This is a genomic window from Labrenzia sp. VG12 (assembly GCF_002237595.1).
Taxonomy (GTDB): Bacteria; Pseudomonadota; Alphaproteobacteria; order Rhizobiales; family Stappiaceae; genus Roseibium.
In genome coordinates this window covers 1,331,172-1,350,382 of sequence record NZ_CP022529.1, presented here as the reverse complement: position 1 = coordinate 1,350,382, position 19,211 = coordinate 1,331,172, and the positions used below count along the sequence as shown (strand labels likewise).

Genomic DNA, 19,211 nt, shown 5'->3' with positions numbered 1-19,211 from the left:
CTCACTCGGTCAGGGGAAGCCGGTTCGGCGGAGACTTGTTCTTGGGTCGCGTGTTCTTTTGGAAAAAAGAACTTAAAAACAATGTTTTGTGTTTCTTTTGGTGCTCATCCACCGCATTTTTTCAGCGCTGCGCTTCCTCTGTCTCAATTTCGCAACAATGTGTGATAAGTTTGCCGCAAACAGGTAATGAACCCGCACGAATTTGCGGGTTCTGGGCGTTTGAGGCCGAATGATACTGGAAGCTGAACAACAGACAGTCGCACCGTCCAGCGCGGCGGGAAAGATCTGGCGCCGGATGGGGCTCGCCATCATGGTGGTTGCGCTGGTCTCCATCGGCGTAACCTTTGCAATCCTGATGGGTCTGACGTCAATTGATCCGACACGCGACGTCATCATGACGGCGATGACTATCAACGGTGCGCTTGCTGCCATCCTGCTCGGTGTCATCTCCTTCGAGATCCTGAAACTTTGGCAGGCGCGCCAGCGCGGGCGAGCAGCCGCGCGCCTCCATGTGAGGGTTGTTGCACTCTTCAGTGTTGTTGCTGCCGTGCCGGCTGTTCTCATGGCCATTCTGGCTGCAGTGACATTGGACCGCGGTCTGGACAGATGGTTCGAAGACCGGACCCGACAGATCATCGACAATGCGCTGACGGTGGCGCAGGCCTATCTGCAGGAACATGCAAGGGTGTTGCGCGGCGACCTGATCGCCATGTCGAACGACATCGACCGGGCAAAGGCGGTTTACGAGTTCGAGCCCACGCGTTTCGATCAGTTTTTTGCCGCTCAGGTGTCGCTGCGCGGTATCCTTGCGGCCTATATCCTGAACGACAGCGGTGAAGTGGTCACACGGGTCATTCTGGATCCGGCGATTGAAGTTCCCTTGCCGCCGGCGGACAGTTTCTTCAGAGCCAAGTCGGGAGATCCGATCCTGATTGCACCGGGCACGTCCAATCTGGTTGGCGGCATCATGAAACTGTCGGCCTATGACAATTTCTACCTCTATGCCGTTCGCGCGACCGACCGGCGCGTTCTTGAATATCTGCGGCTGGCCGAAGATGGTGCTTCTCAATACCAGCAGATGGAAAACAGTCGTTTCGGCGTGCAGTTTGCCTTTGCGCTTGTTTATCTCGGAGTGGCGTTGGTTCTCCTTCTGTCAGCAATCTGGATCGGTTTCGGGTTCGCCAACCGGCTGGTGTCGCCGATCAGGGCCCTGATCTCGGCAGCGGATGAGGTCGCCAAGGGCAATCTTGCCGTCAAGGTCCGGACGGAAAAATCGGGTGGTGATCTTGCCAATCTCGGCGAGACCTTCAACAAGATGACCGGGCAGTTGCTGGGTCAGCGCGACGCGCTGCTGGCAGCGAACGAACAGATCGATCGCAGACGCCGGTTCAATGAAGCGGTTCTGTCAGGGGTCTCGACCGGTGTGATCAGTGTCGACGACGAAGCTTCGATCATGCTGGTCAACCGCTCTGCGCTCGAGTTGTTGCAGCTTGATGAGGTTCAGATCCTCAACAAGCCCCTAGGCGAGGTGGTGCCCGAACTCAGCGATTGTGTCGCCGACGTTCAGGCAAACGACAATGATCGTCTTCCGGAAACCCAGATAGAGGTTACCCGGGGCGGACGGTTGCGCACGATCAACGTCCGGATCACCCGTGAGCAATCCACCCGGCGTGAGCAGGGCTTTGTCGTGACGCTGGACGACATTACGGATCTGGTATCTGCCCAGCGCAATTCTGCCTGGGCCGATGTTGCCCGCCGTATTGCCCACGAGATCAAGAACCCGTTGACGCCGATTCAGCTGTCTGCTGAGCGGATACGCCGCCGGTACGGCAAGAAGGTCGAGGATGACCGTCAGGTGTTTGACCAATGCATCGATACGATTGTCCGCCAGGTGGGCGATATTGGTCAGATGGTCGATGAATTCTCCTCTTTTGCCCGCATGCGCAAGCCGAAGAAAGTGAGCGGCGACATGCGCGAAGTGGTCCGCGATGCCGCCTTCATGCAGTCCGTAGCCAATCCCGACATCAGCGTCACGGTGGATGTGCCGCCCGAAGCCGTTCCGGCTGTATTCGATGCGCGTCTGGTGGGGCAGGCTCTGACCAATGTGGTCAAGAATGCGACTGAAGCCGTTGGCGCCCGGACCGGCGAAGACATGCCCAAGGGCAAGGTCGAGGTTCGGCTTCGATCAGATGACACCGACGGTTCGGACAGAATTGTTATTGATGTTATTGACAATGGCATCGGTCTGCCCGAGGAAAACCGGGCTCGGCTTCTGGAGCCATACATGACCACGCGGGAAAAGGGGACCGGTCTCGGCCTCGCTATTGTCCGCAAGATTCTGGAAGACCATGGCGGCGGCATTGAATTGCTGGACGCCCCGAAAAGCAACCCTGACGACACGGGAACCCTGGTTCGACTGACAATGGCTGTTCATGCCGACGTTGACCAGGAGACCGAACCGCAAAACCAAGCAGTGACTGCCCATGGCGCATGATATTCTAGTCGTTGACGACGAAACCGATATTCGCGAGATGATCGCGGGCATTCTGGATGATGACGGGTATGGAACACGTACCGCACATGATTCAGACAGCGCTCTTGCTGCGGTTAAGGAACGCAAACCGTCGCTTGTCATTCTCGACATCTGGCTCATGGGCAGCCGCCTGGACGGTCTGGCGCTCCTGGATCTGTTCAAGGAAACCGATCCGGACATGCCGGTTGTAATCATATCCGGTCACGGCAATATCGAAACCGCGGTCTCGGCCATCAAGCGCGGCGCCTATGACTATATCGAGAAGCCGTTCAAGGCGGACCGGCTCATCCATATTGTCGAGCGTGCGCTTGAGGCCTCCAGCCTGAAGCGGGAAATCCGCGATCTGAAGCAACGCAGCGGCGACAGCAACGAGATCATCGGCAACTCGTCGGCAGCGCATAATCTGCGTCAGACCATTCAAAAGATATCCGGCACCAACAGCCGCATTCTGATCGTTGGCCCGTCAGGCGCGGGCAAGGAGCAGGCGGCGCGCATGATTCATGATCAGTCGCCTCGTCACAAGAGCCCGTTTGTCGTCCTGAATGCCGCGACCATCACGCCGGCGCGTATGGAAGAAGAACTTTTCGGTATCGAAGACGAAAACGGAAACTTGCGGAAAATCGGGGCGCTGGAAGAGGCGCATAGCGGCACGCTCTATCTCGATGAAGTCGCGGACATGCCGGCAGAAACGCAGGGCAAGATCCTGCGGGTTCTGGTCGAACAGAGTTTCTCACGCGTTGGGGGGACACAGAAGGTGCAGGTTGATATCCGCATCCTGTCCTCCACCTCAAAAAACCTCGAAGAGCATATTGCGTCCGGGTTGTTCCGGCAGGATCTCTATCACCGACTGAGCGTGGTGCCGCTTCGTGTGCCGGGCCTTGCCGAGCGCCGTGAGGACATTCCGGTTCTTGTTCATCACTTCATGGATCAGATTTCAACCGCATCCGGTATCCCGCTGCGGCCGATCGGCGACGATGCCATGGCGGTTCTCCAGACCCATGACTGGCCAGGCAATGTGCGTCAGCTGCGCAACAACGTCGAACGGCTGATGATCCTGAGCCGGGGTGAACCGGACAGCACCATCACGGCCGACCTGTTGCCGGCGGAAATTGGCGAGACCTTGCCGAACCTGCCGAGTTCGGGCACCGGCGAGCACCTGATGTCCGTGCCTCTTCGTGAAGCCCGAGAGATCTTTGAGCGTGAATATCTTCAGGCTCAGATCAAGCGTTTCGACGGGAACATCTCGCGCACGGCCGAATTTGTCGGTATGGAACGATCTGCCCTGCACCGGAAGCTGAAAACCCTCGGAATGACCTGAGGGCCTGTGCATGGGCTGTGGTGACAACGGGCTGACCGGGAAAGGGATCTTTCCATGAAAATCGTGATTTGTGGCGCGGGGCAGGTGGGCTACGGCATTGCCGAACGTCTGGCTGCGGAACAAAACGACGTCTCGGTGATCGATTCCTCGCCCCAGCTGATCAATGCCATTGGCGACCAGCTGGATGTGCGCGGCTTCGTCGGTCATGGCGCTCATCCTGACATCCTGGCGCAGGCCGGCGCGGAAGAGGCGGACATGATTGTGGCCGTGACCCTTTATGACGAGGTCAACATGGTCGCGTGCCAGGTGGCGCATTCCCTGTTCAATGTGCCCACCAAGGTCGCTCGCGTACGTGCGCAATCCTATCTGCAAGGCCGTTGGCGCAACCTGTTCTCGCGCGACAACATGCCGATCGACGTGATCATTTCGCCGGAAATCGAAGTCGGTGAAATGGTGTTGCGTCGGCTGGCCTTGCCGGGCGCTGTGGAAACGGTTCGCTTTGCGGATGATCAGGTCGTTGTTGTCGGGATCATGTGCGAAGAGGACTGTCCCGTTGTCGACACACCCCTGCGCCAGCTGACGGAACTCTTTCCCGATCTCGGGGCCGTTGTGGTCGGGCTTTACCGGAACAACAAGCTGTTCGTGCCCAAGAGCAGCGACTCCATCCTGACCGGCGATCTGGCCTATGTGGTTGCCCGCCGGGACCAGGTGCGCCGGACCCTGAGCATCTTCGGTCACGAGGAGCCGGAGGCGGCCCGCGTCATCATTGCAGGCGGCGGCAATATCGGGCTCTATGTCGCAAAGGCTCTGGAACAAAGGCAGACCGGCACCAAGATCAAGCTGATCGAAGCTTCGCGCGAACGCGCCATGGCCGTTGCCGATGACCTGAAACGCTCGGTGATCCTGCATGGCAGTGCGCTGGACCAGACCATTCTGGACGAGGCCGATGCCGGGGATGCGGACACGATGGTGGCGCTGACCAACGAGGACGAGGTCAACATCCTGTCCTCGGTCATGGCCAAGAAGCTTGGCTGCCGCCGCTCACTGTCCCTTCTGAACAATCCGAGCTATCCCGCCTTTGCCAACGCGCTCGGCATCGATGCCTTCATCAATCCGCGTGCCGTGACCATTTCAAGGATCCTGCAACATGTGCGCAGGGGGCGTATCCGGGGCGTTCATTCGTTGCAAAACGGTGCTGCTGAAATCGTGGAAGCCGAAGCGCTGGATACGTCGCCACTGGTCGGCAAACCCCTCAGGGTGATCGACCTGCCGTCAGGTATCCGAGTGGGAGCGGTGTTCCGCGGCGGCGAGGTGCTGACACCCAATGGCGATCTCCAGATCCAGGCGCAAGACAGGATTGTGATTTTCGCCGTCGCAAATCGCGTGCGGCAGGTCGAGCAGATGTTCCGTGTCAGTCTTGACTTCTTTTAAGGCATTTCGCTCGTCTTCAGTTCTTGCAATTGCCTGACCGAAAGGTCAAAACTTTCAAAAATACCAATCGGTTCAGGTTGAACCGTTCATTCTGGAGGACACATGAGCCGGATTGCCTATGTCAACGGCCAGTATGTACGTCATGCCGATGCGGCTGTGCATGTGGAAGACCGCGGTTACCAGTTTGCCGATGGCGTTTATGAGGTCTGTGAAGTCTGGCAAGGGAAGATTGTCGATATTCCGCGGCATCTGGACCGGCTTGGCCGCTCGCTCTCTGAATTGCGCATCGACTGGCCGATGACCCGCAAGGCCGTGGAGTTTGTCCTGCACCAGGTCGTGCGTCGGAACCGCGTGCGCAACGGGCTCGTCTATATCCAGGTAACGCGTGGCGTTTCCAAGCGCGATCACTTCTTTCCGCCGGAAACCGTTGCACCTTCGATCGTGGTAACGGCGCGCTCCGCCAATCCGGCGGCAGCTGCCGCACAGGCGGCCGAAGGCATTGCCGTGGTCAGCTATCCGGAAAACCGCTGGCCGCGCGTCGACATCAAGACCGTTGCTCTGCTGCCGAATGTGCTGGCCAAGCAGAATGCAAAGGAGAACGGTGGCAAGGAAGCCTGGTACGTGGATGCAGATGGCAATGTCACCGAAGGCGGGTCGACGAATGCCTGGATTGTCACCAAGGAGGGGGCGCTCGTCACGCGTCCGGCCGAAAGTGGTATCCTGCGCGGGATCACGCGTGCTGTCGTTCTTGACCTAATACAAAAGGAAGGGCTGACCTTCGAAGAAAGGCCATTTAGTCTGAAAGAGGCCTTTGAAGCGAAGGAAGCTTTTGTCACGGCTGCGACCAGTGTCGTGATGCCGGTGACACGCGTTGATGGCAGAATGATCGGCAATGGCCATCCCGGTTCGGTCGCAACGCGATTGCGCGAACTGTTCCATACTGCTACTGATTTGCAGGCGGTATGATTCGATTGGCCTTATTGGGCCAAAAAACGAGACAATGACGGGCTGAGGCAGACAGCCCCGACTGGTGGGCAAGACAATAAGCAGACAATACGTCAAACCTTAGTGTTTGAAATAGAACGGCTTTTGACGTTAAGCTGCTGAAACGCCGGATGCTCGGCCGCATCCGGGGCAAATAGGATAAAAAGACTGATGGCTGAGCGCGCACAAAATCTCCAAGACACTTTTCTTAATCACGTTCGCAAACAAAAAACTCCTCTGACAATTTTTCTCATTAATGGTGTGAAATTGCAGGGCGTTGTGACCTGGTTTGACAATTTCTGTGTCCTGCTGCGCCGGGACGGGCACTCGCAGCTGGTTTACAAACACGCGATTTCCACAATTATGCCAAACGGACCTGTTCAACTGTTCGATCAGGCAGAGGAAAACGCTGAAAAGGCAAGCTGATTGAAACCGAAGTCTCGCGCAGAAGATTTCTCTAAATCCAACGGCACGGAAGAACCCGGGCAGAAATCGCTGAGAGTAAAGGACACTGGGGTGGACCGTCTGCCCCAGCCCTTTCGTGCGATGATCCTGGAGCCGGTCCTGTTGACCCGAGATGCCAACAACAGTGATCTGCGCGGCAACCGCAGCCCCGAAGCCCGGCTGGAAGAAGCCATCGGTCTGAGCGCTGCAATCAATCTCAATATTCTTCAGTCCGGTGTCGTCAAGGTCAACAATCCGAAGCCGGCAACGCTGTTCGGTGAAGGCAAGGTTGCCGAACTCGCAGGCATTGTCGCCAGCGAGGACCTTGATCTTGTGGTCATCGACCACCCGCTGACGCCCGTCCAGCAGCGCAATCTGGAACGACGCCTGAAGACCAAGGTCATTGACCGGACCGGGCTCATCCTGGAGATTTTTGGTGATCGGGCGCGCACCAAGGAAGGCCGGCTGCAGGTGGACCTTGCCCATCTGACCTGGCAGAAAAGCCGCCTCGTAAGATCCTGGACCCACCTTGAGCGCCAGCGCGGTGGCGCCGGCTTCATGGGCGGTCCGGGCGAGACACAGATCGAGGCTGACCGCAGGCAGATCCAGGATCGCATCATCGCATTGCAGAAGCAGCTCGAGCAGGTTCGCCGGACCCGGGATCTGCATCGCAAGAAACGCAAGAAGATCCCTCAGCCGGTCGTCGCGCTGGTCGGTTACACCAATGCTGGCAAGTCAACGCTGTTCAACCGACTGACCGAGTCCGACGTCTTTGCAAAGGATCTCCTGTTCGCGACGCTCGATCCGACGCTCAGAAAGGTGACGCTTCCCCACGGGCGTGAGGTCATCCTGTCGGACACGGTGGGGTTCATCTCCGATCTGCCGACGCATCTGGTCGCTGCGTTCCGGGCAACGCTTGAAGAGGTTCTGGAAGCTGATCTGATCCTGCATGTGCGGGACATTTCCCACACCGACACCGATGCCCAGGCCGAAGACGTCAAGAAAACGCTGACAGATCTTGGCGTGGATGCCCAGACAGGGGCTCCGGTCATCGAGGTCTGGAACAAGATCGATTGTCTGGATCCTGCCTATCGCGACAAGTTGCTGACGGAAGCAGGTGCGGAAGGTCCTGTTGCTCTCTCAGCCTTGACAGGTGAGGGCATTGAACAGCTGTCTGCGCGCGTCGACGCCTTCATGGCGCAACATGACGACATTCTGACCGTAAAAGTGCCGGTTGCGGAAGGGGCGCTGCTCGCCAGGCTCTATCAGATGGCAGAAGTGCTTGAGCGGAGCGATGCCGAAGATTTCGTGACGGCCGAGGTGCGTGTCAGCGACAAGCAGCGCGGGCCCTTCCGCGAGACCTACGCCTCCTTCATTCAATAGGCCTTGTGCCCTAGTTGGCAGAGATGTTCGAGCCCGGCTCGGCCTGATGGCAACAGACGGTGATCGGGGCCTGAATTGTCAGCAGGTTGTTCAGGAGATCTCTCTTTTCGGCAAAACCCGCGCGCTTGGTAAAGGCCATCACGAGCGGGTGTTCGTGAAAGACGTGTACCTTGTAGTCCCGGGACTTTATCGACAATTCGGCGGCAACGAAGCGAAGCACGTTCGGATCGGTCAGGACAACATCGACGCGGCCGGCCGCCAGCACGCGCGCCAGGTCGTGTTCGTTTTCGGCGCCGTCTTCAACCTGATAATGCTCCAGGATCTCGCGCTGGATCTCGATCGGGTAGACGTAGCTTCCGACAAAGCCGATCCGGTGCCTGTCGAACAGGTCCTCCACATTTGACCAATTCAGGTCGGCATCCGCGTTCATCACGGCCCCGACCACAGACTGGCTGACGGGAAGGGAGGGGGCAAACCCGTCCAGGACCTCTTCAGGCCAGGCCGGGAAATAACCGACATAGGCCGGTGACTTGGCGATTGCATGTGCACGCGTCCAGGGCATGTAATCGACAACGAGATCAATATCTGCCCTGCCAAGCGCCGCTCTCAGGGCCTGGACGGCCAGTCCGCCATCCTGCAAGGCCGACCCCGAATAGGGAGGCCATTCGAGCGAGGCAATCCGCCAGGTTTCCGCGCGTGTTTGCTGACTTGCTGCGCCGACAAGCAGAATAACGAAGGAAAATAGGCGCAGCCACATGGTCGCGTCGTGCTCGTATTTGTTAAAACGATCCGACGCATCATGAGCGAAGCACAAAAAAGAGGCAATCTGGCGATTCGTACAGTAAAGGAAAAGTGGAGCTGGTCAGAAATTCTAGTCCTGATTGCCTTTTGCGGCCTGCCAGGCAGCTTCCATCTCTTCCAGCGACATGGCCTCAAGCGTGGTTCCAGTCCTTTGGGCCTGGTTCTCGATCGACGAGAACCTTTTGCGAAACTTTCGATTGGTTCGCCGAAGGGCCTCTTCCGGATCGATGTCGAGATGGCGGGCCAGATTGGCGAGGGCAAACAGGGTATCACCGAGTTCGTCCGTCATGCGGTCCTTGTCCGGTGTGCCCTTTGAAAGTTCTTCGTCGAGTTCGTGGGTTTCCTCGCGGATCTTGTCGAGCACCAGTCTCGCATCGTTCCAGTCGAAGCCGACCCTTGACGCCCGGCGCTGCAACTTGTCAGCCTCCTGAAGTGCGGGAAAGGCGGTCGGCACATCGTCGAGGAACCCCTTGTTCGGTTCAACAAGGCCCAGCTTTTCCCGTTCAGCGCGTTTTTCTGCCCGTTCTTCTGCCTTGATCCGTTCCCAGATGCCCTTCACCAGGTCCGGTTTCTCGCCGTTTTCATCGCCAAAAACGTGAGGGTGACGACGGATCAGTTTTTTGGTGATGCCTTCGACCACGTCGCCGAAGTCAAAATGTTCGTCCTCCTCGGCCATGCGGGCGTGATAGACGACCTGAAGGAGCAGGTCTCCGAGTTCCTCGCGCAGCTCCACCAGATCGTTCTTGGCGATGGCGTCCGCGACCTCATACGCCTCTTCCAGCGTATAGGGTGCGATGGTCGCGAAATTCTGCTCCAGGTCCCAGGGACAGCCAGTCACGGGCGTCCGGAGCGCGGCCATGATTTCGATAAGACGGGAGATGTCGCGGCTGGGGGTCATGGAAGGCCTTGGGTCAATTGGTCAGGTCAGCAGGAAGGGTCTTGCGGGGTTATGGCAAATCTTAAGACCCATTGAAACCGGATATCTGGTTTCAGCCGTCGCGGAGCCGTCTAACTCTCCACCGTCATTCCGGACAAGTAAGGCGCAGCCGAACGCCGATCCGGAACCCAGACATCATCTGCGCTGAAAGCGCTCAAAATCCGTCTTGTTTCGAGTTCGCTTGCGCTCACGCTGATGTCTGGTTTCCGGATCGGCGCGCAGCTTCACTGCGCTTGTCCGGAATGTCGGTGGAGGGTATGGCAACCTATGGGCCTAAGCGGCAGACAAGGGGCTTTAGGAGAAGTTCATTGCGAAAGTCATGAACAGCCAGCCAACAAAGCCCAGAATGGCGACAATCACCATGAGAATCCGCATAGCCTTTGAATGCCCCTTGAAACCGTCATAGGGAGCGCGCCTTCTTCTATATTCCGAATAATTATCGAGCAGTGGCGCAAGCAGAAAGGCTGCGAACACCAACAGGACCACCGCAGCAATCAAGAATTCGGACCATGAAAAGTCAGGCACGCCCCCCCCTGACCGACGGGTGCCAGAAGGTGACGGCGCGTTCCAGAAGGGCGATGAGGCCGTAGAACAGGGAGCCGGCGAGGGCCGCGACCGCGATCTCCGCCCAGACCATGTCCACGTTCATGCGGCCGACTTCCGTGGAGATCCGGAAGCCCATGCCGACAATCGGCGTGCCGAAGAATTCCGCCACGATGGCGCCGATAAGGGCCAGGGTGGAGTTGATCTTCAGCGCATTGAAGATGAAGGGCATCGCCATCGGCAGGCGCAGCTTGAGCAGGGTCTGCCAGTAGCTGGAGGCATAGGTCCGCATCAGATCGCGCTGTATGCTGTCGGACGCGGCAAGGCCGGAGACCGTGTTCACCAGCATCGGAAAGAAGGTCATGATGATGACGACGGCGGCCTTGGACGGCCAGTCGAAGCCGAACCACATCACCATGATCGGCGCAACGCCGATGATCGGCAGCGCCGAAACTAGGTTGCCGATGGGCAGAAGACCCCGGCGCAGGAAGGGGACCCGGTCGACCAGGATCGCCACGATGAAGGCGCTGCCGCAGCCAATCACGTAGCCGGCGAGAACGGCCTTCAGGAAGGTCTGCTGGAAATCGGCCCAGAGTGTCGGCACCGAGGTCGTCAGCCGGACCCAGATTTCCGAAGGAGCGGGCAGAAGCACCTTGGGAACCCCGGCCCCTGTGACGATCAGCTGCCAGAGCACCAGCAGGGTGATGCCGAAAATGGCCGGGATCGCCAGATTGACCAGTCTTTGGGCGAGCGGAGATGCTGCCTTCCAGATTGCGAGCCGTTCGACAAAGAGCCAGGAGGCAGCCCAGGTGGCCACCGTCAGGGCCCAGAAACCCAGCCTGGCTTCTCCGGCATGGTTCGTCACCGTGGACACCAGCAACCACGCGGCAACGGCCGTGACCAGGCCCAGGATCAGGTCGCCGACGAGATTGCGCATGAAGCCGAGCTCGTAGCGCACACCGGCGATTGCCAGGATGACCAGACAAATTGCCAGCCGCGGCACATCCATGATGCCATAATCAGGGCCGAAGATCGGGCTGAACAGGCCGACAACGACCATGGCGACGACAAACCAGGCCAGAAGGGCGGGCATGTCAAACCGGCGTTTGGAAGCAGACATTGTTGTCATCGCGCCATCCCCATGCGTTTCAAGGTGAGTTTTTCAAGGATGCCGATCAGCGCCACCAGGGAACCGGCCAGGAAGGCGGCCATCAAAAGCGCGGACCAGATCTGGACCGTCTGTCCGTAATAGGATCCGGCCAGGAGACGCGCACCAAGCCCGGCAACGGCGCCGGTCGGCAGTTCTCCCACGATTGCCCCGACAAGAGACGCGGCCATGCCGATCTTCATGGAGGTGAAGAGATAGGGCACGGCATAGGGCAGGCGCAGCTTCCAGAACGTCTGGAGGCGGGTCGCGGAATAGGTGTGCATCAGATCCATATGCATCACTTCAGGTGATCTGAGGCCCTTCACCATGCCGACGGTAACCGGGAAGAAGGACAGGTAGGTGGAGATCATCGCCTTGGGAAGAAGACCGGAAATGCCGACGGCGTTCAGAACCACGATAATCATCGGTGCGATTGCCAGGATCGGGATCGTCTGGGAGGAAATGATCCAGGGCATCAGGGACTTGTCGAGCACGCGCGAATGCACAATGCCGATGGCCAGCAAAATGCCGAGCGTCGTACCGATCAGGAACCCCATCAGCGTGGAAGAAAGCGTGATGCCGGAGTGATAGATCAGCGAGCGCTTGGAAGTGATCTTCTTTTCAACGGTCGTGTTCCAGATCTCCACGATCACCTGGTGAGGGGCCGGCAGGACGGGCCTGTCCTGGGCCAGCGTGTCGCTGACCAGCTGGCTCATCGGCACATCTGTCTGGCTGGCGCGCTTGTAAAGTTCATGCTGAAACGGCGTGTTCAGTGCAACGGCGGCGATGTACCAGATGGCGAGGATCGCCAGGACAACCACGACAACCGGGCCGACCGTGCCGGACATCAGACCGGCGAACGGGTTGGTGCTGCGGGTCGGGGTGAGGGCGGCGTCTGTCATGCGGCCTGCCTCCTTGCTTTTTCAAGGCGTTTGTTGATGGCTCCGGCGATGGCCTGGGCTTCGATTTCTTCAATCCAGTCCGTGAGCATGTGCGTGGTGTTTTTCAGGCGAAGCCGGACGAAGAACTGACCGGGAGCCGGAACAGGGCCGACCCCGTAGGTCTTGCCGTCGTCCGACATGTGTTTGAGGCGTGTTGAGATTTGAATTGATGTCTCGCTCATGCGGCCTCTCTTCTCAGTCCCAGTCCGCTCTTGAGACTGTCCAAAACGAAATCGGCTTCCGCGTCGTCCAATCCTGCTCCAAAGGTGACTGTCTTCTGGCCGTAGTCAAAGGCCACGCGGCCCTGTTTGCCTAGTGGATTGTTGAGTTGGTTGCGCCCGTAGCGCGTTGATGGAACAACGTTTCGCCGGGTCTTGGTCATAAGCGCTGGATTGTAATGCCAGCTCCAGTTGATCAGTGGGATGGACACCGTCTTGGTGACATGTGTTCTCGAAACAGTCAGGCTTTCCTGTCCTGCCAGCATCCACAGCAAGCTTGAGGTGACGAGGACCCAGCCGACGGCCCAGCCCATCATCCAGAAACTCAGGAACAGTCTGCCGTCCAGATCGCCGCCACCTGTAAGGAGCACGCTGCCGGCCGTGACCCCGCCAAACGTCCAGCCGCACAGCCAGACGCTCATGAACAACATGACGAAGGGTTCTTTCTTCGCCCGCACGGAAATGATGTTGCCAGCATGGGTCTGGCTGGTCCTGAGGCGTGTTGAAATGGGCGATTCAAACTGCACGGGCTGCGATCTACTTTCTGTTTTTGCTCGATGTGCGCGTTACTGTTTTGCGTCAACAACGTTGACAGCGAGGGCCAGGGGAAGGTGGACGTCCCGGAGATTGTCCTTCACGCCGACGAGAAAAACCAAGGGTCCTCTCGGGAAGTCATCGGTGAGCAGGATCTCGACATTGCGGGTTGCCATGTAGAAGTCGGTTTTCGGATTCGGGACTTTGCCTTGGCCGCATGGTGTCGGCGGCAATTCGCCCAGAACCGCGCCATCCGGAGCGATGATCTTGACGTCACATGCCAGGTTGATGCCTTTCTCGTTCATTTCCGCACCACGAAAAAGTATCAGAAGCGTGATGGTCTGACCCGGGGACACGTTGGACCGCGTGTCGAAAATCGGCGTAGTGCTGCGCGGGGTTTGCCATTTTTCCTGCCAATTCGTGTCGACCGTGACAAAGGCAAAGACATCAAAACCCTGCTCGCTTCTGGTGGCTGAAGGTTCCAGCGTCAGGGCCGTCGCCGGACCAAGAAGGAGGAGGAGGGCTGCCAGGCAGCGGATCGCTCCGATGGCACAACGGGTGAGGAGATTGCGACAGCGTTGGGGTGCAAAACGGGCTTGGGTCATGGAAAAGGTCTGTCCTTGCGATACGAAGGTTTGACCTGGGCATTCATCCCGAGACACTTGCAAACCTTCCTGGTCTGAGTAAGCGGACAGGAAACGGCCTGACTTGCCGGATCAAGTCCGGCGATCACGATACAAGCGGTTTGTGACACCTCAATCTTCATAGGAATGTCCGGCCCTGAGTCCGTCCCGGACGCGGTGGGCGATCTTCAGGAACTCAGGGGTTTCTCTGATGTCGAGGTCACGGTCGCGCGGCAGGTCGCTTTCGATGACGTCGTAGATGCGGCCTGGGCGCGGGCACAGGACGACAATCTTGGTCGACAGGAACACGGCCTCGGGGATCGAGTGGGTGACAAACACCACCGTCTTGTTGGTCTTGGCCCAGAGCTGCAGGAGCTGCTCGTTGAGGTGGTCGCGGACGATTTCATCAAGGGCGCCGAAAGGCTCGTCCATGAGAAGCAGATCCGGTTCGACAGCAAGCGCCCGCGCTATGGAGGCGCGCTGCTGCATGCCGCCGGAGAGCTGCCAGGGAAATTTTTTCTCAAAGCCGGCAAGATTGACCAGTTCCATGTTGCGGGCAATGCGTTCCTGCTGCTCTGCTCTGGAAAGACCCATGATCTCGAGGGGCAGGGCGACATTCTTGGCGATAGTGCGCCAGGGGTAGAGCGCGGCGGCCTGGAAAACGTAGCCATAGGCGCGGTTGAGCCGGGCTTCTTCAGGGGAAATGCCGTTGACCGTGATCGAGCCGGCGGTCGGACGTTCCAGATCGGCGATCACGCGCAGGAGGGTGGTCTTGCCGCAGCCGGACGGGCCGATGAATGAGACAAAGTCGCCTTCATCAATCTTCAGGTCGATGTCCGACAGGGCGTGAACAGGGCCGTCGTTTGTCTGAAAGGTCAGCGACAGGTTGTCGATGTCGATTACCCGGTTCGGGCTGGCGCTTGTTGTCATTTCCACCATGTCGGTGTCCTTTGCGCTGGCAAGAGCAGTCATTCTGGTCCTCTGGACAAGGGCGTTGTTATTGTCATGCGGCGAGCGACTTCACCACGGATCGGAAATCGGCAGCCGGCGCGTCCGCCAGGCTGGCGGCGGTCTGGGCCGGATGCGCCGTCAGGTAGGCTTCGACGAGGCGGTACCCGAGCCGGTAACCCAGCCATCGCGGGTAGTCGCCGGATCCGAAAAACCAGGCCCTGTGATCGTAAGCCGCCGCATCCCAGGCGGCGTCCGCGGCCTCCAGGTGGTCGAGATCCGACGCCTCCGGGGCTTCCCAGGGCTCCGGCGCATTGCCGTAAAGCTGATGGCTGAACAGTCCTGCAAGGCCCTCGGCAACCAGGGCCTCACCGAGGGTGCTGCCATATCCGACCGTGCCGAAACGCAAGGCATGGTGCAGTTCGTGGGCAATCATGCGCTCGAACGGTTCGCCCATGTTTTCCTGCAGGTTCTGATTGGCCGGGTCGAGGGTCAGGTAGACCAGGTCCCCCGTGAGCGTGTGACCGACGAAGCCGCGCTCCGGAATGACACCCCCGGGGATGACCTGAACGACCACATCCAGGCTGACCGGCGGGGCGACGGCTTCAACCTTCTCCCGGACAAGCGCGATTGCCTCATGGATCCGGTCCCTCAGAGGATCAAGCTTGCCGCCGGCATTGCAAAGATGGGTGGTCCAGGTCATTGCGCAATCAGACCCCGCTCGCCGGAATGCCGGTGCGTTCGACTTTGCGCGGTGCCGTCAGTTCCTTCCAGGTGCTCAGCGCCTTGTTGACGGCCTGGAACGGCTCGCGCGCAACGAACTCGCCGTGACCCTGCTTGTGATTGACCGTGCCGTCTTCAACGGCGACCCGGCCGCGCGTGAGCGTGTAGCGCGGCAGACCTTTGACCGCCTTGCCCTCAAAGACGTTGTAGTCAATCGCCGACTGCTGGCTGGAAGCGGAAATCGTCTTTTCCCTGTTCGGATCCCAGACCACAAGATCCGCATCTGCTCCGACCAGAACTGCGCCTTTTTTCGGATAGATATTGAGGATCTTTGCAATATTGGTTGAAGTGACGGCAACGAACTCGTTCGGTGTCAGGCGGCCGGTACCGACCCCAAAGGTCCACAGCATCGGCATGCGGTCTTCCAGGCCGCCGGTGCCGTTCGGGATCTTGGTGAAGTCGCCGACGCCTGTGCGTTTCTGCTCCGTGGAGAAGGCGCAGTGATCGGTGGCGACGACCTGCAGGGAACCCGACGCCAGACCGGCCCAGAGGCTGTCCTGATGTTTCTTGTCGCGGAAAGGCGGCGACATCACGCGGCGGGCGGCGTGGTCCCAGTCGGCATGTTTGTACTCGCTGTCGTCGAGCGTCAGGTGCTGGATCAGCGGTTCGCCATAGGCCCGGATGCCATTTTGGCGCGCGCGGCGGATCGCCTCGTGGGCCTGTTCGGAAGAGGTGTGCACGATATAGACCGGTACGCCGGCCATGTCCGCAATCATGATGGCGCGGTTGGTGGCTTCACCTTCCACTTCCGGCGGGCGGGAATAGGCGTGGGCTTCCGGGCCGTTGTTGCCTTCAGCCAGAAGTTTCTGCTGCAGTGTCGCGACAACGTCGCCATTTTCGGCATGCACCAGAGGCAGGGCGCCCAGTTCGGCGCAACGCTGGAAGGAGGCGAACATCTCGTCGTCATTCACCATCAGCGCACCCTTGTAGGCCATGAAGTGCTTGAAGGTGTTGATGCCCTTTTTCTGGACGACTTCCCGCATATCGTTGAAGACCTGCTCTCCCCACCAGGTGATCGCCATGTGGAAGGAATAGTCGCAATGGGCCATGGTCGACTTGTTGTCCCACATCTGCAGCGCTTCCAGGAGCGACTGGCCGGGTGAGGGCAGGGCAAAGTCGACCACCATGGTGGTGCCGCCGGCAAGGGCCGCGCGGGTGCCACTGTCGAAATTGTCGGACGAGAACGTGCCCATGAAAGGCATTTCCAGATGGGTATGCGGGTCGATGCCGCCCGGCATGATGTAACAGCCCGTGGCGTCGAGCGTCTCGTCACCGGAGAGATTGGGCCCGATCTCGACGATCTTGCCGCCCTCGATCTTCACATCGGCGTTGTAGGACAGGTCCGCGGTCACGACTGTACCGCCCTTGATCACTTTGCTTGCCATTGTTGGTCCCCTTCTGGTGGTGCTGGATGTTTCAATTTATTTCTCCGCCCCGGATTTCAGTCTTTCGCTGGGCACCACAGGGCCGGCGCCGTCAGGTCGCGGTCCTTGAGGATCATGGACAGACCGTATTTCTGGGCGATGTCGCAGGCCTTGGTGAAATGGATCGGCCGGTCGGTGTATTCCGCGTTGAACACCGGTTTACCTGCCTCGCCATAGGCGAAATAGGATTTGCAGCTGCGGTCCTGATAGCAGCTTTCGGAAATCGCGAAGTCGAACGTGTCGACCAGGTCTTCCGTCAGGTCGGGCACGTTTTTCTGAGCGATCTTGAGCCCCATGCCTTCGGCTGTTGCCGCCAGCAGCCTGACATAGGCGATGGTGTGATTGGCCGTGATCGGAAAGCCGCTGTCATTGTCGTGGACATCCATGTTGTCCGGTTCGATGGCATCAAATCCCATGGCCTTGCAGCGCTCGAAGCGGGCGGCCATCAGCGGCTGCAGGATGGTCAGGCGCCGGATGTCGAGGAACCTTTCATCCGGCCAGTCCTCATAGGTGTTGCCGATGACTTCCGTCGGAAAATCGGCCCGGTCCGGCGAGGTCCGCTCCAGGGTGCCGACGCTGACATAGCAGATGGTCTTGACACCCTTTTCACGTAGTCCGGTGATGTCTTCTGCAGTGACCAGGGCCGGGTGAAGGTCGAGAACATCCACATCGCGGTTGAGATCGACCGGGGCCGTCAGTTGCCAGTCCCAGCTGTCACCGATGGAGAAGCCGAGGGCGGGAGGCGGCAAAATGAACAAGGTCCAAGCAAGTAATGCGATCCTGCTTTTCATCGTTGGGTACCCCAAAGTTTCCGGCAGGTAGCAACGAAATCATGTGCTACATCGTTCTTGCTTTCAGCATCTTTGGGATGAAGCCTGTTGTAAATCAGGCGTCGCAGTCTGACAGGATAGGGAACAAGGACTGTCTCGCCAGAGGCCAGCGTTGCAGCCAAGTCATCCGCATCTCCTGACGTTTGTGTGTCCCATTCGATCAGGTATGCGTGTTCCCCATGTTGAGGCAGTCTTTCGCCACGACTGAAATGAAAGCGCACAATTTGCCTTGCCTTTTGCAAGTCGGGTTCGAGCGGGGTCTTCAGGTCGTTTCCATGCCTCCTGATGAACCTGTCGAAATAGATCGCATGGGGCAGTTCGTGGCCGGACATAATGCTGCCCGAGAAGTTGGCGTGGCCCAGGTTGTATCCCCAGTAGCGAAGACTGAACTTGTCCGGATTGCCGGACTGGCATGAGAACTCGTAGGCTTCACAGTTGCCGTCGCGCCCGGAACCGCAGATTTCGGGAGCGTAGTATGTCAGGCTTGCTGACTTGTAGGTCGTTTCGAGCAAAGGATACGCATCGACGAAAGACGCCACTGGATCGCCGTGGACATCCACAAAACTCGTGTCGAATGCTTGAGAAACGCTCGGAAACGCAGTCAGAAACAGGCAGCCGACGAGCAAACAGACAAGGCGTATTGGGGAGAGAATGAGCTTCAACGCTGCTCCTCCCAACGTGAACGGCAAGTAGAGGCGAATTCTTGCGCAACTTTGTGGTCGTCGCCTGCTGGGGACGCCGGAAGCTTGTGATAAAAGGTTGTGCTCGTGTCTGATTCCGGGATGGCGAGCAGCAACAGTTCGCGGGAAGAAAACATGTCCAACAGCTTGTCGGCATTCTGCTCGTCGCTCGTCAGCCAGTGCATCGAATAGCTGCCAGCATCGAAATCTCCAATTCGCCTGGCACGGACGAAAGTGAAGTCAACTTGTGAGCGGGCTCGTCGCGCATCAAACGAAATACCAGATTCAAAGCGCCGCTTGTAAGCTCTGACGAGACGATCGGTGTAGGCGACAAACGGATATCTGGTGCTGTGTTTGACCATCCGTGCGAAAGGGACATAACTCACCCCAGTCCCGATGAAATCAAGTTCAATGGAACCAGGCGTCTCGAACCTGAAGACGAAACTGTATTTGTGACAGTTTTGCGGGTTGGTCTCAGTGTTGCAATTCAGGTCACCCAGGTAACTGAGCGTAGCCTTATCCGTTTTCTGGTTGAATTCTGGCTTGCTGGTTACAAAGGCGCCGCCGGCAGACAGGATGTAATCCAGATCTGTGTTGCTTGCGAATGCCCCGCCGCTGCCTGTGCCGAAGACGGCACAGACAAGAACAAGAAACAGAATACGGAACCACCTTGCCTGCATGAGACCGACCTATAGTAGAACCGTTGGTC

The 19,211-nt window shown here is 58.5% G+C and carries 20 protein-coding genes; 6 read left to right on the top strand and 14 right to left on the bottom strand.

Annotated elements, in window-relative coordinates:
- Nucleotides 1-229 precede the first annotated feature (229 nt).
- From CHH27_RS06145 to hflX, 6 genes are all read left to right on the top strand, one after another.
- Nucleotides 230-2,494 carry a PAS domain-containing sensor histidine kinase gene (locus CHH27_RS06145; RefSeq protein WP_094070807.1) on the top strand — a complete coding sequence of 755 codons (2,265 nt, stop codon included), beginning with the start codon at nucleotides 230-232 and terminating at the stop codon, nucleotides 2,492-2,494.
- Nucleotides 2,484-3,851, top strand: a complete 1,368-nt coding sequence (locus CHH27_RS06140) for a sigma-54 dependent transcriptional regulator (protein ID WP_094070806.1) — start codon at nucleotides 2,484-2,486, stop codon at nucleotides 3,849-3,851. The genes CHH27_RS06145 and CHH27_RS06140 overlap by 11 nt, the downstream gene beginning before the upstream one ends.
- Nucleotides 3,852-3,905: 54 nt before the next feature.
- Nucleotides 3,906-5,282, top strand: coding sequence for a Trk system potassium transporter TrkA (gene trkA / locus CHH27_RS06135; protein ID WP_094070805.1), 1,377 nt, complete (start codon nucleotides 3,906-3,908; stop codon nucleotides 5,280-5,282).
- Between the two features lie 102 nt (nucleotides 5,283-5,384).
- On the top strand, nucleotides 5,385-6,248 hold the full coding sequence (locus CHH27_RS06130; protein WP_094070804.1) for a D-amino-acid transaminase: 864 nt from the start codon (nucleotides 5,385-5,387) through the stop codon (nucleotides 6,246-6,248).
- 186 nt (nucleotides 6,249-6,434) lie between these two features.
- Nucleotides 6,435-6,692 (top strand): RNA chaperone Hfq, encoded by a 258-nt coding sequence (hfq, locus tag CHH27_RS06125; protein WP_173006241.1) that lies wholly within the window; start codon nucleotides 6,435-6,437, stop codon nucleotides 6,690-6,692.
- A 120-nt stretch (nucleotides 6,693-6,812) separates the two neighbouring features.
- The gene (gene hflX, locus CHH27_RS06120) at nucleotides 6,813-8,093 is read left to right on the top strand and encodes a GTPase HflX (protein WP_094070803.1); all 1,281 of its coding nucleotides are present in this window, start codon (nucleotides 6,813-6,815) and stop codon (nucleotides 8,091-8,093) included.
- 10 nt (nucleotides 8,094-8,103) lie between these two features.
- On the opposite strand, the gene CHH27_RS06115 is transcribed toward hflX, so the two are convergent.
- The 14 genes from CHH27_RS06115 to CHH27_RS06050 form a co-directional block, all read right to left on the bottom strand.
- Nucleotides 8,104-8,850, bottom strand: a complete 747-nt coding sequence (locus CHH27_RS06115) for a hypothetical protein (protein WP_094070802.1) — start codon at nucleotides 8,848-8,850, stop codon at nucleotides 8,104-8,106.
- A gap of 114 nt (nucleotides 8,851-8,964) precedes the next feature.
- Nucleotides 8,965-9,792, bottom strand: coding sequence for a nucleoside triphosphate pyrophosphohydrolase (gene mazG, locus CHH27_RS06110; RefSeq protein ID WP_094070801.1), 828 nt, complete (start codon nucleotides 9,790-9,792; stop codon nucleotides 8,965-8,967).
- Between the two features lie 333 nt (nucleotides 9,793-10,125).
- A complete protein-coding gene (locus CHH27_RS06105; RefSeq protein WP_094070800.1) occupies nucleotides 10,126-10,356 on the bottom strand; it encodes a twin-arginine translocase TatA/TatE family subunit in 231 nt (76 codons plus the stop codon).
- Nucleotides 10,349-11,503: an ABC transporter permease gene (locus tag CHH27_RS06100; protein ID WP_094070799.1), complete on the bottom strand. Its 1,155-nt coding sequence runs from the start codon at nucleotides 11,501-11,503 to the stop codon at nucleotides 10,349-10,351. The genes CHH27_RS06105 and CHH27_RS06100 overlap by 8 nt, the downstream gene beginning before the upstream one ends.
- Nucleotides 11,500-12,423, bottom strand: coding sequence for an ABC transporter permease (locus tag CHH27_RS06095; RefSeq protein WP_094070798.1), 924 nt, complete (start codon nucleotides 12,421-12,423; stop codon nucleotides 11,500-11,502). Before CHH27_RS06095 ends, CHH27_RS06100 begins: the two co-directional genes overlap by 4 nt.
- The gene (locus CHH27_RS06090; RefSeq protein WP_157738739.1) at nucleotides 12,420-12,644 is read right to left on the bottom strand and encodes a hypothetical protein; all 225 of its coding nucleotides are present in this window, start codon (nucleotides 12,642-12,644) and stop codon (nucleotides 12,420-12,422) included. The genes CHH27_RS06095 and CHH27_RS06090 overlap by 4 nt, the downstream gene beginning before the upstream one ends.
- Complete coding sequence (locus CHH27_RS06085; RefSeq protein ID WP_094070796.1) at nucleotides 12,641-13,207, bottom strand: hypothetical protein; 567 nt, start codon at nucleotides 13,205-13,207, stop codon at nucleotides 12,641-12,643. Before CHH27_RS06085 ends, CHH27_RS06090 begins: the two co-directional genes overlap by 4 nt.
- A 39-nt stretch (nucleotides 13,208-13,246) precedes the next feature.
- Nucleotides 13,247-13,819 carry a hypothetical protein gene (locus tag CHH27_RS06080; RefSeq protein ID WP_094070795.1) on the bottom strand — a complete coding sequence of 191 codons (573 nt, stop codon included), beginning with the start codon at nucleotides 13,817-13,819 and terminating at the stop codon, nucleotides 13,247-13,249.
- Between the two features lie 150 nt (nucleotides 13,820-13,969).
- Entirely contained in the window at nucleotides 13,970-14,776 is an 807-nt protein-coding gene (locus CHH27_RS06075) for an ABC transporter ATP-binding protein (RefSeq protein WP_247646260.1), read from the bottom strand.
- Nucleotides 14,777-14,840: 64 nt separating this feature from the next.
- A complete protein-coding gene (locus tag CHH27_RS06070; protein WP_094070794.1) occupies nucleotides 14,841-15,488 on the bottom strand; it encodes a DUF2268 domain-containing putative Zn-dependent protease in 648 nt (215 codons plus the stop codon).
- Between the two features lie 7 nt (nucleotides 15,489-15,495).
- A complete protein-coding gene (gene hydA, locus CHH27_RS06065; RefSeq protein ID WP_094070793.1) occupies nucleotides 15,496-16,953 on the bottom strand; it encodes a dihydropyrimidinase in 1,458 nt (485 codons plus the stop codon).
- Nucleotides 16,954-17,009: 56 nt separating this feature from the next.
- Nucleotides 17,010-17,741 carry an endo alpha-1,4 polygalactosaminidase gene (locus CHH27_RS06060; protein ID WP_208988600.1) on the bottom strand — a complete coding sequence of 244 codons (732 nt, stop codon included), beginning with the start codon at nucleotides 17,739-17,741 and terminating at the stop codon, nucleotides 17,010-17,012.
- A 38-nt stretch (nucleotides 17,742-17,779) separates the two neighbouring features.
- A complete protein-coding gene (locus tag CHH27_RS06055; RefSeq protein WP_157738737.1) occupies nucleotides 17,780-18,484 on the bottom strand; it encodes a hypothetical protein in 705 nt (234 codons plus the stop codon).
- A complete protein-coding gene (locus CHH27_RS06050) occupies nucleotides 18,481-19,182 on the bottom strand; it encodes a hypothetical protein (protein ID WP_094070790.1) in 702 nt (233 codons plus the stop codon). The genes CHH27_RS06055 and CHH27_RS06050 overlap by 4 nt, the downstream gene beginning before the upstream one ends.
- Between the last annotated feature and the right edge of the window lie 29 nt (nucleotides 19,183-19,211).

Bases quoted from the DNA above. Each gene is read 5' to 3' on its own strand.
- CHH27_RS06145 (WP_094070807.1), top strand. From the start codon at position 230: ATGATACTGGAAGCTGAACAACAGACAGTCGCACCGTCCAGCGCGGCG.
- CHH27_RS06140 (WP_094070806.1), top strand. From the start codon at position 2,484: ATGGCGCATGATATTCTAGTCGTTGACGACGAAACCGATATTCGCGAG.
- trkA (WP_094070805.1), top strand. From the start codon at position 3,906: ATGAAAATCGTGATTTGTGGCGCGGGGCAGGTGGGCTACGGCATTGCC.
- CHH27_RS06130 (WP_094070804.1), top strand. From the start codon at position 5,385: ATGAGCCGGATTGCCTATGTCAACGGCCAGTATGTACGTCATGCCGAT.
- hflX (WP_094070803.1), top strand. From the start codon at position 6,813: ATGATCCTGGAGCCGGTCCTGTTGACCCGAGATGCCAACAACAGTGAT.
- CHH27_RS06115 (WP_094070802.1), bottom strand. From the start codon at position 8,850: ATGTGGCTGCGCCTATTTTCCTTCGTTATTCTGCTTGTCGGCGCAGCA.
- mazG (WP_094070801.1), bottom strand. From the start codon at position 9,792: ATGACCCCCAGCCGCGACATCTCCCGTCTTATCGAAATCATGGCCGCG.
- CHH27_RS06100 (WP_094070799.1), bottom strand. From the start codon at position 11,503: ATGACAACAATGTCTGCTTCCAAACGCCGGTTTGACATGCCCGCCCTT.
- CHH27_RS06095 (WP_094070798.1), bottom strand. From the start codon at position 12,423: ATGACAGACGCCGCCCTCACCCCGACCCGCAGCACCAACCCGTTCGCC.
- CHH27_RS06090 (WP_157738739.1), bottom strand. From the start codon at position 12,644: ATGAGCGAGACATCAATTCAAATCTCAACACGCCTCAAACACATGTCG.
- CHH27_RS06080 (WP_094070795.1), bottom strand. From the start codon at position 13,819: ATGACCCAAGCCCGTTTTGCACCCCAACGCTGTCGCAATCTCCTCACC.
- CHH27_RS06075 (WP_247646260.1), bottom strand. From the start codon at position 14,776: ATGGTGGAAATGACAACAAGCGCCAGCCCGAACCGGGTAATCGACATC.
- CHH27_RS06070 (WP_094070794.1), bottom strand. From the start codon at position 15,488: ATGACCTGGACCACCCATCTTTGCAATGCCGGCGGCAAGCTTGATCCT.
- hydA (WP_094070793.1), bottom strand. From the start codon at position 16,953: ATGGCAAGCAAAGTGATCAAGGGCGGTACAGTCGTGACCGCGGACCTG.
- CHH27_RS06050 (WP_094070790.1), bottom strand. From the start codon at position 19,182: ATGCAGGCAAGGTGGTTCCGTATTCTGTTTCTTGTTCTTGTCTGTGCC.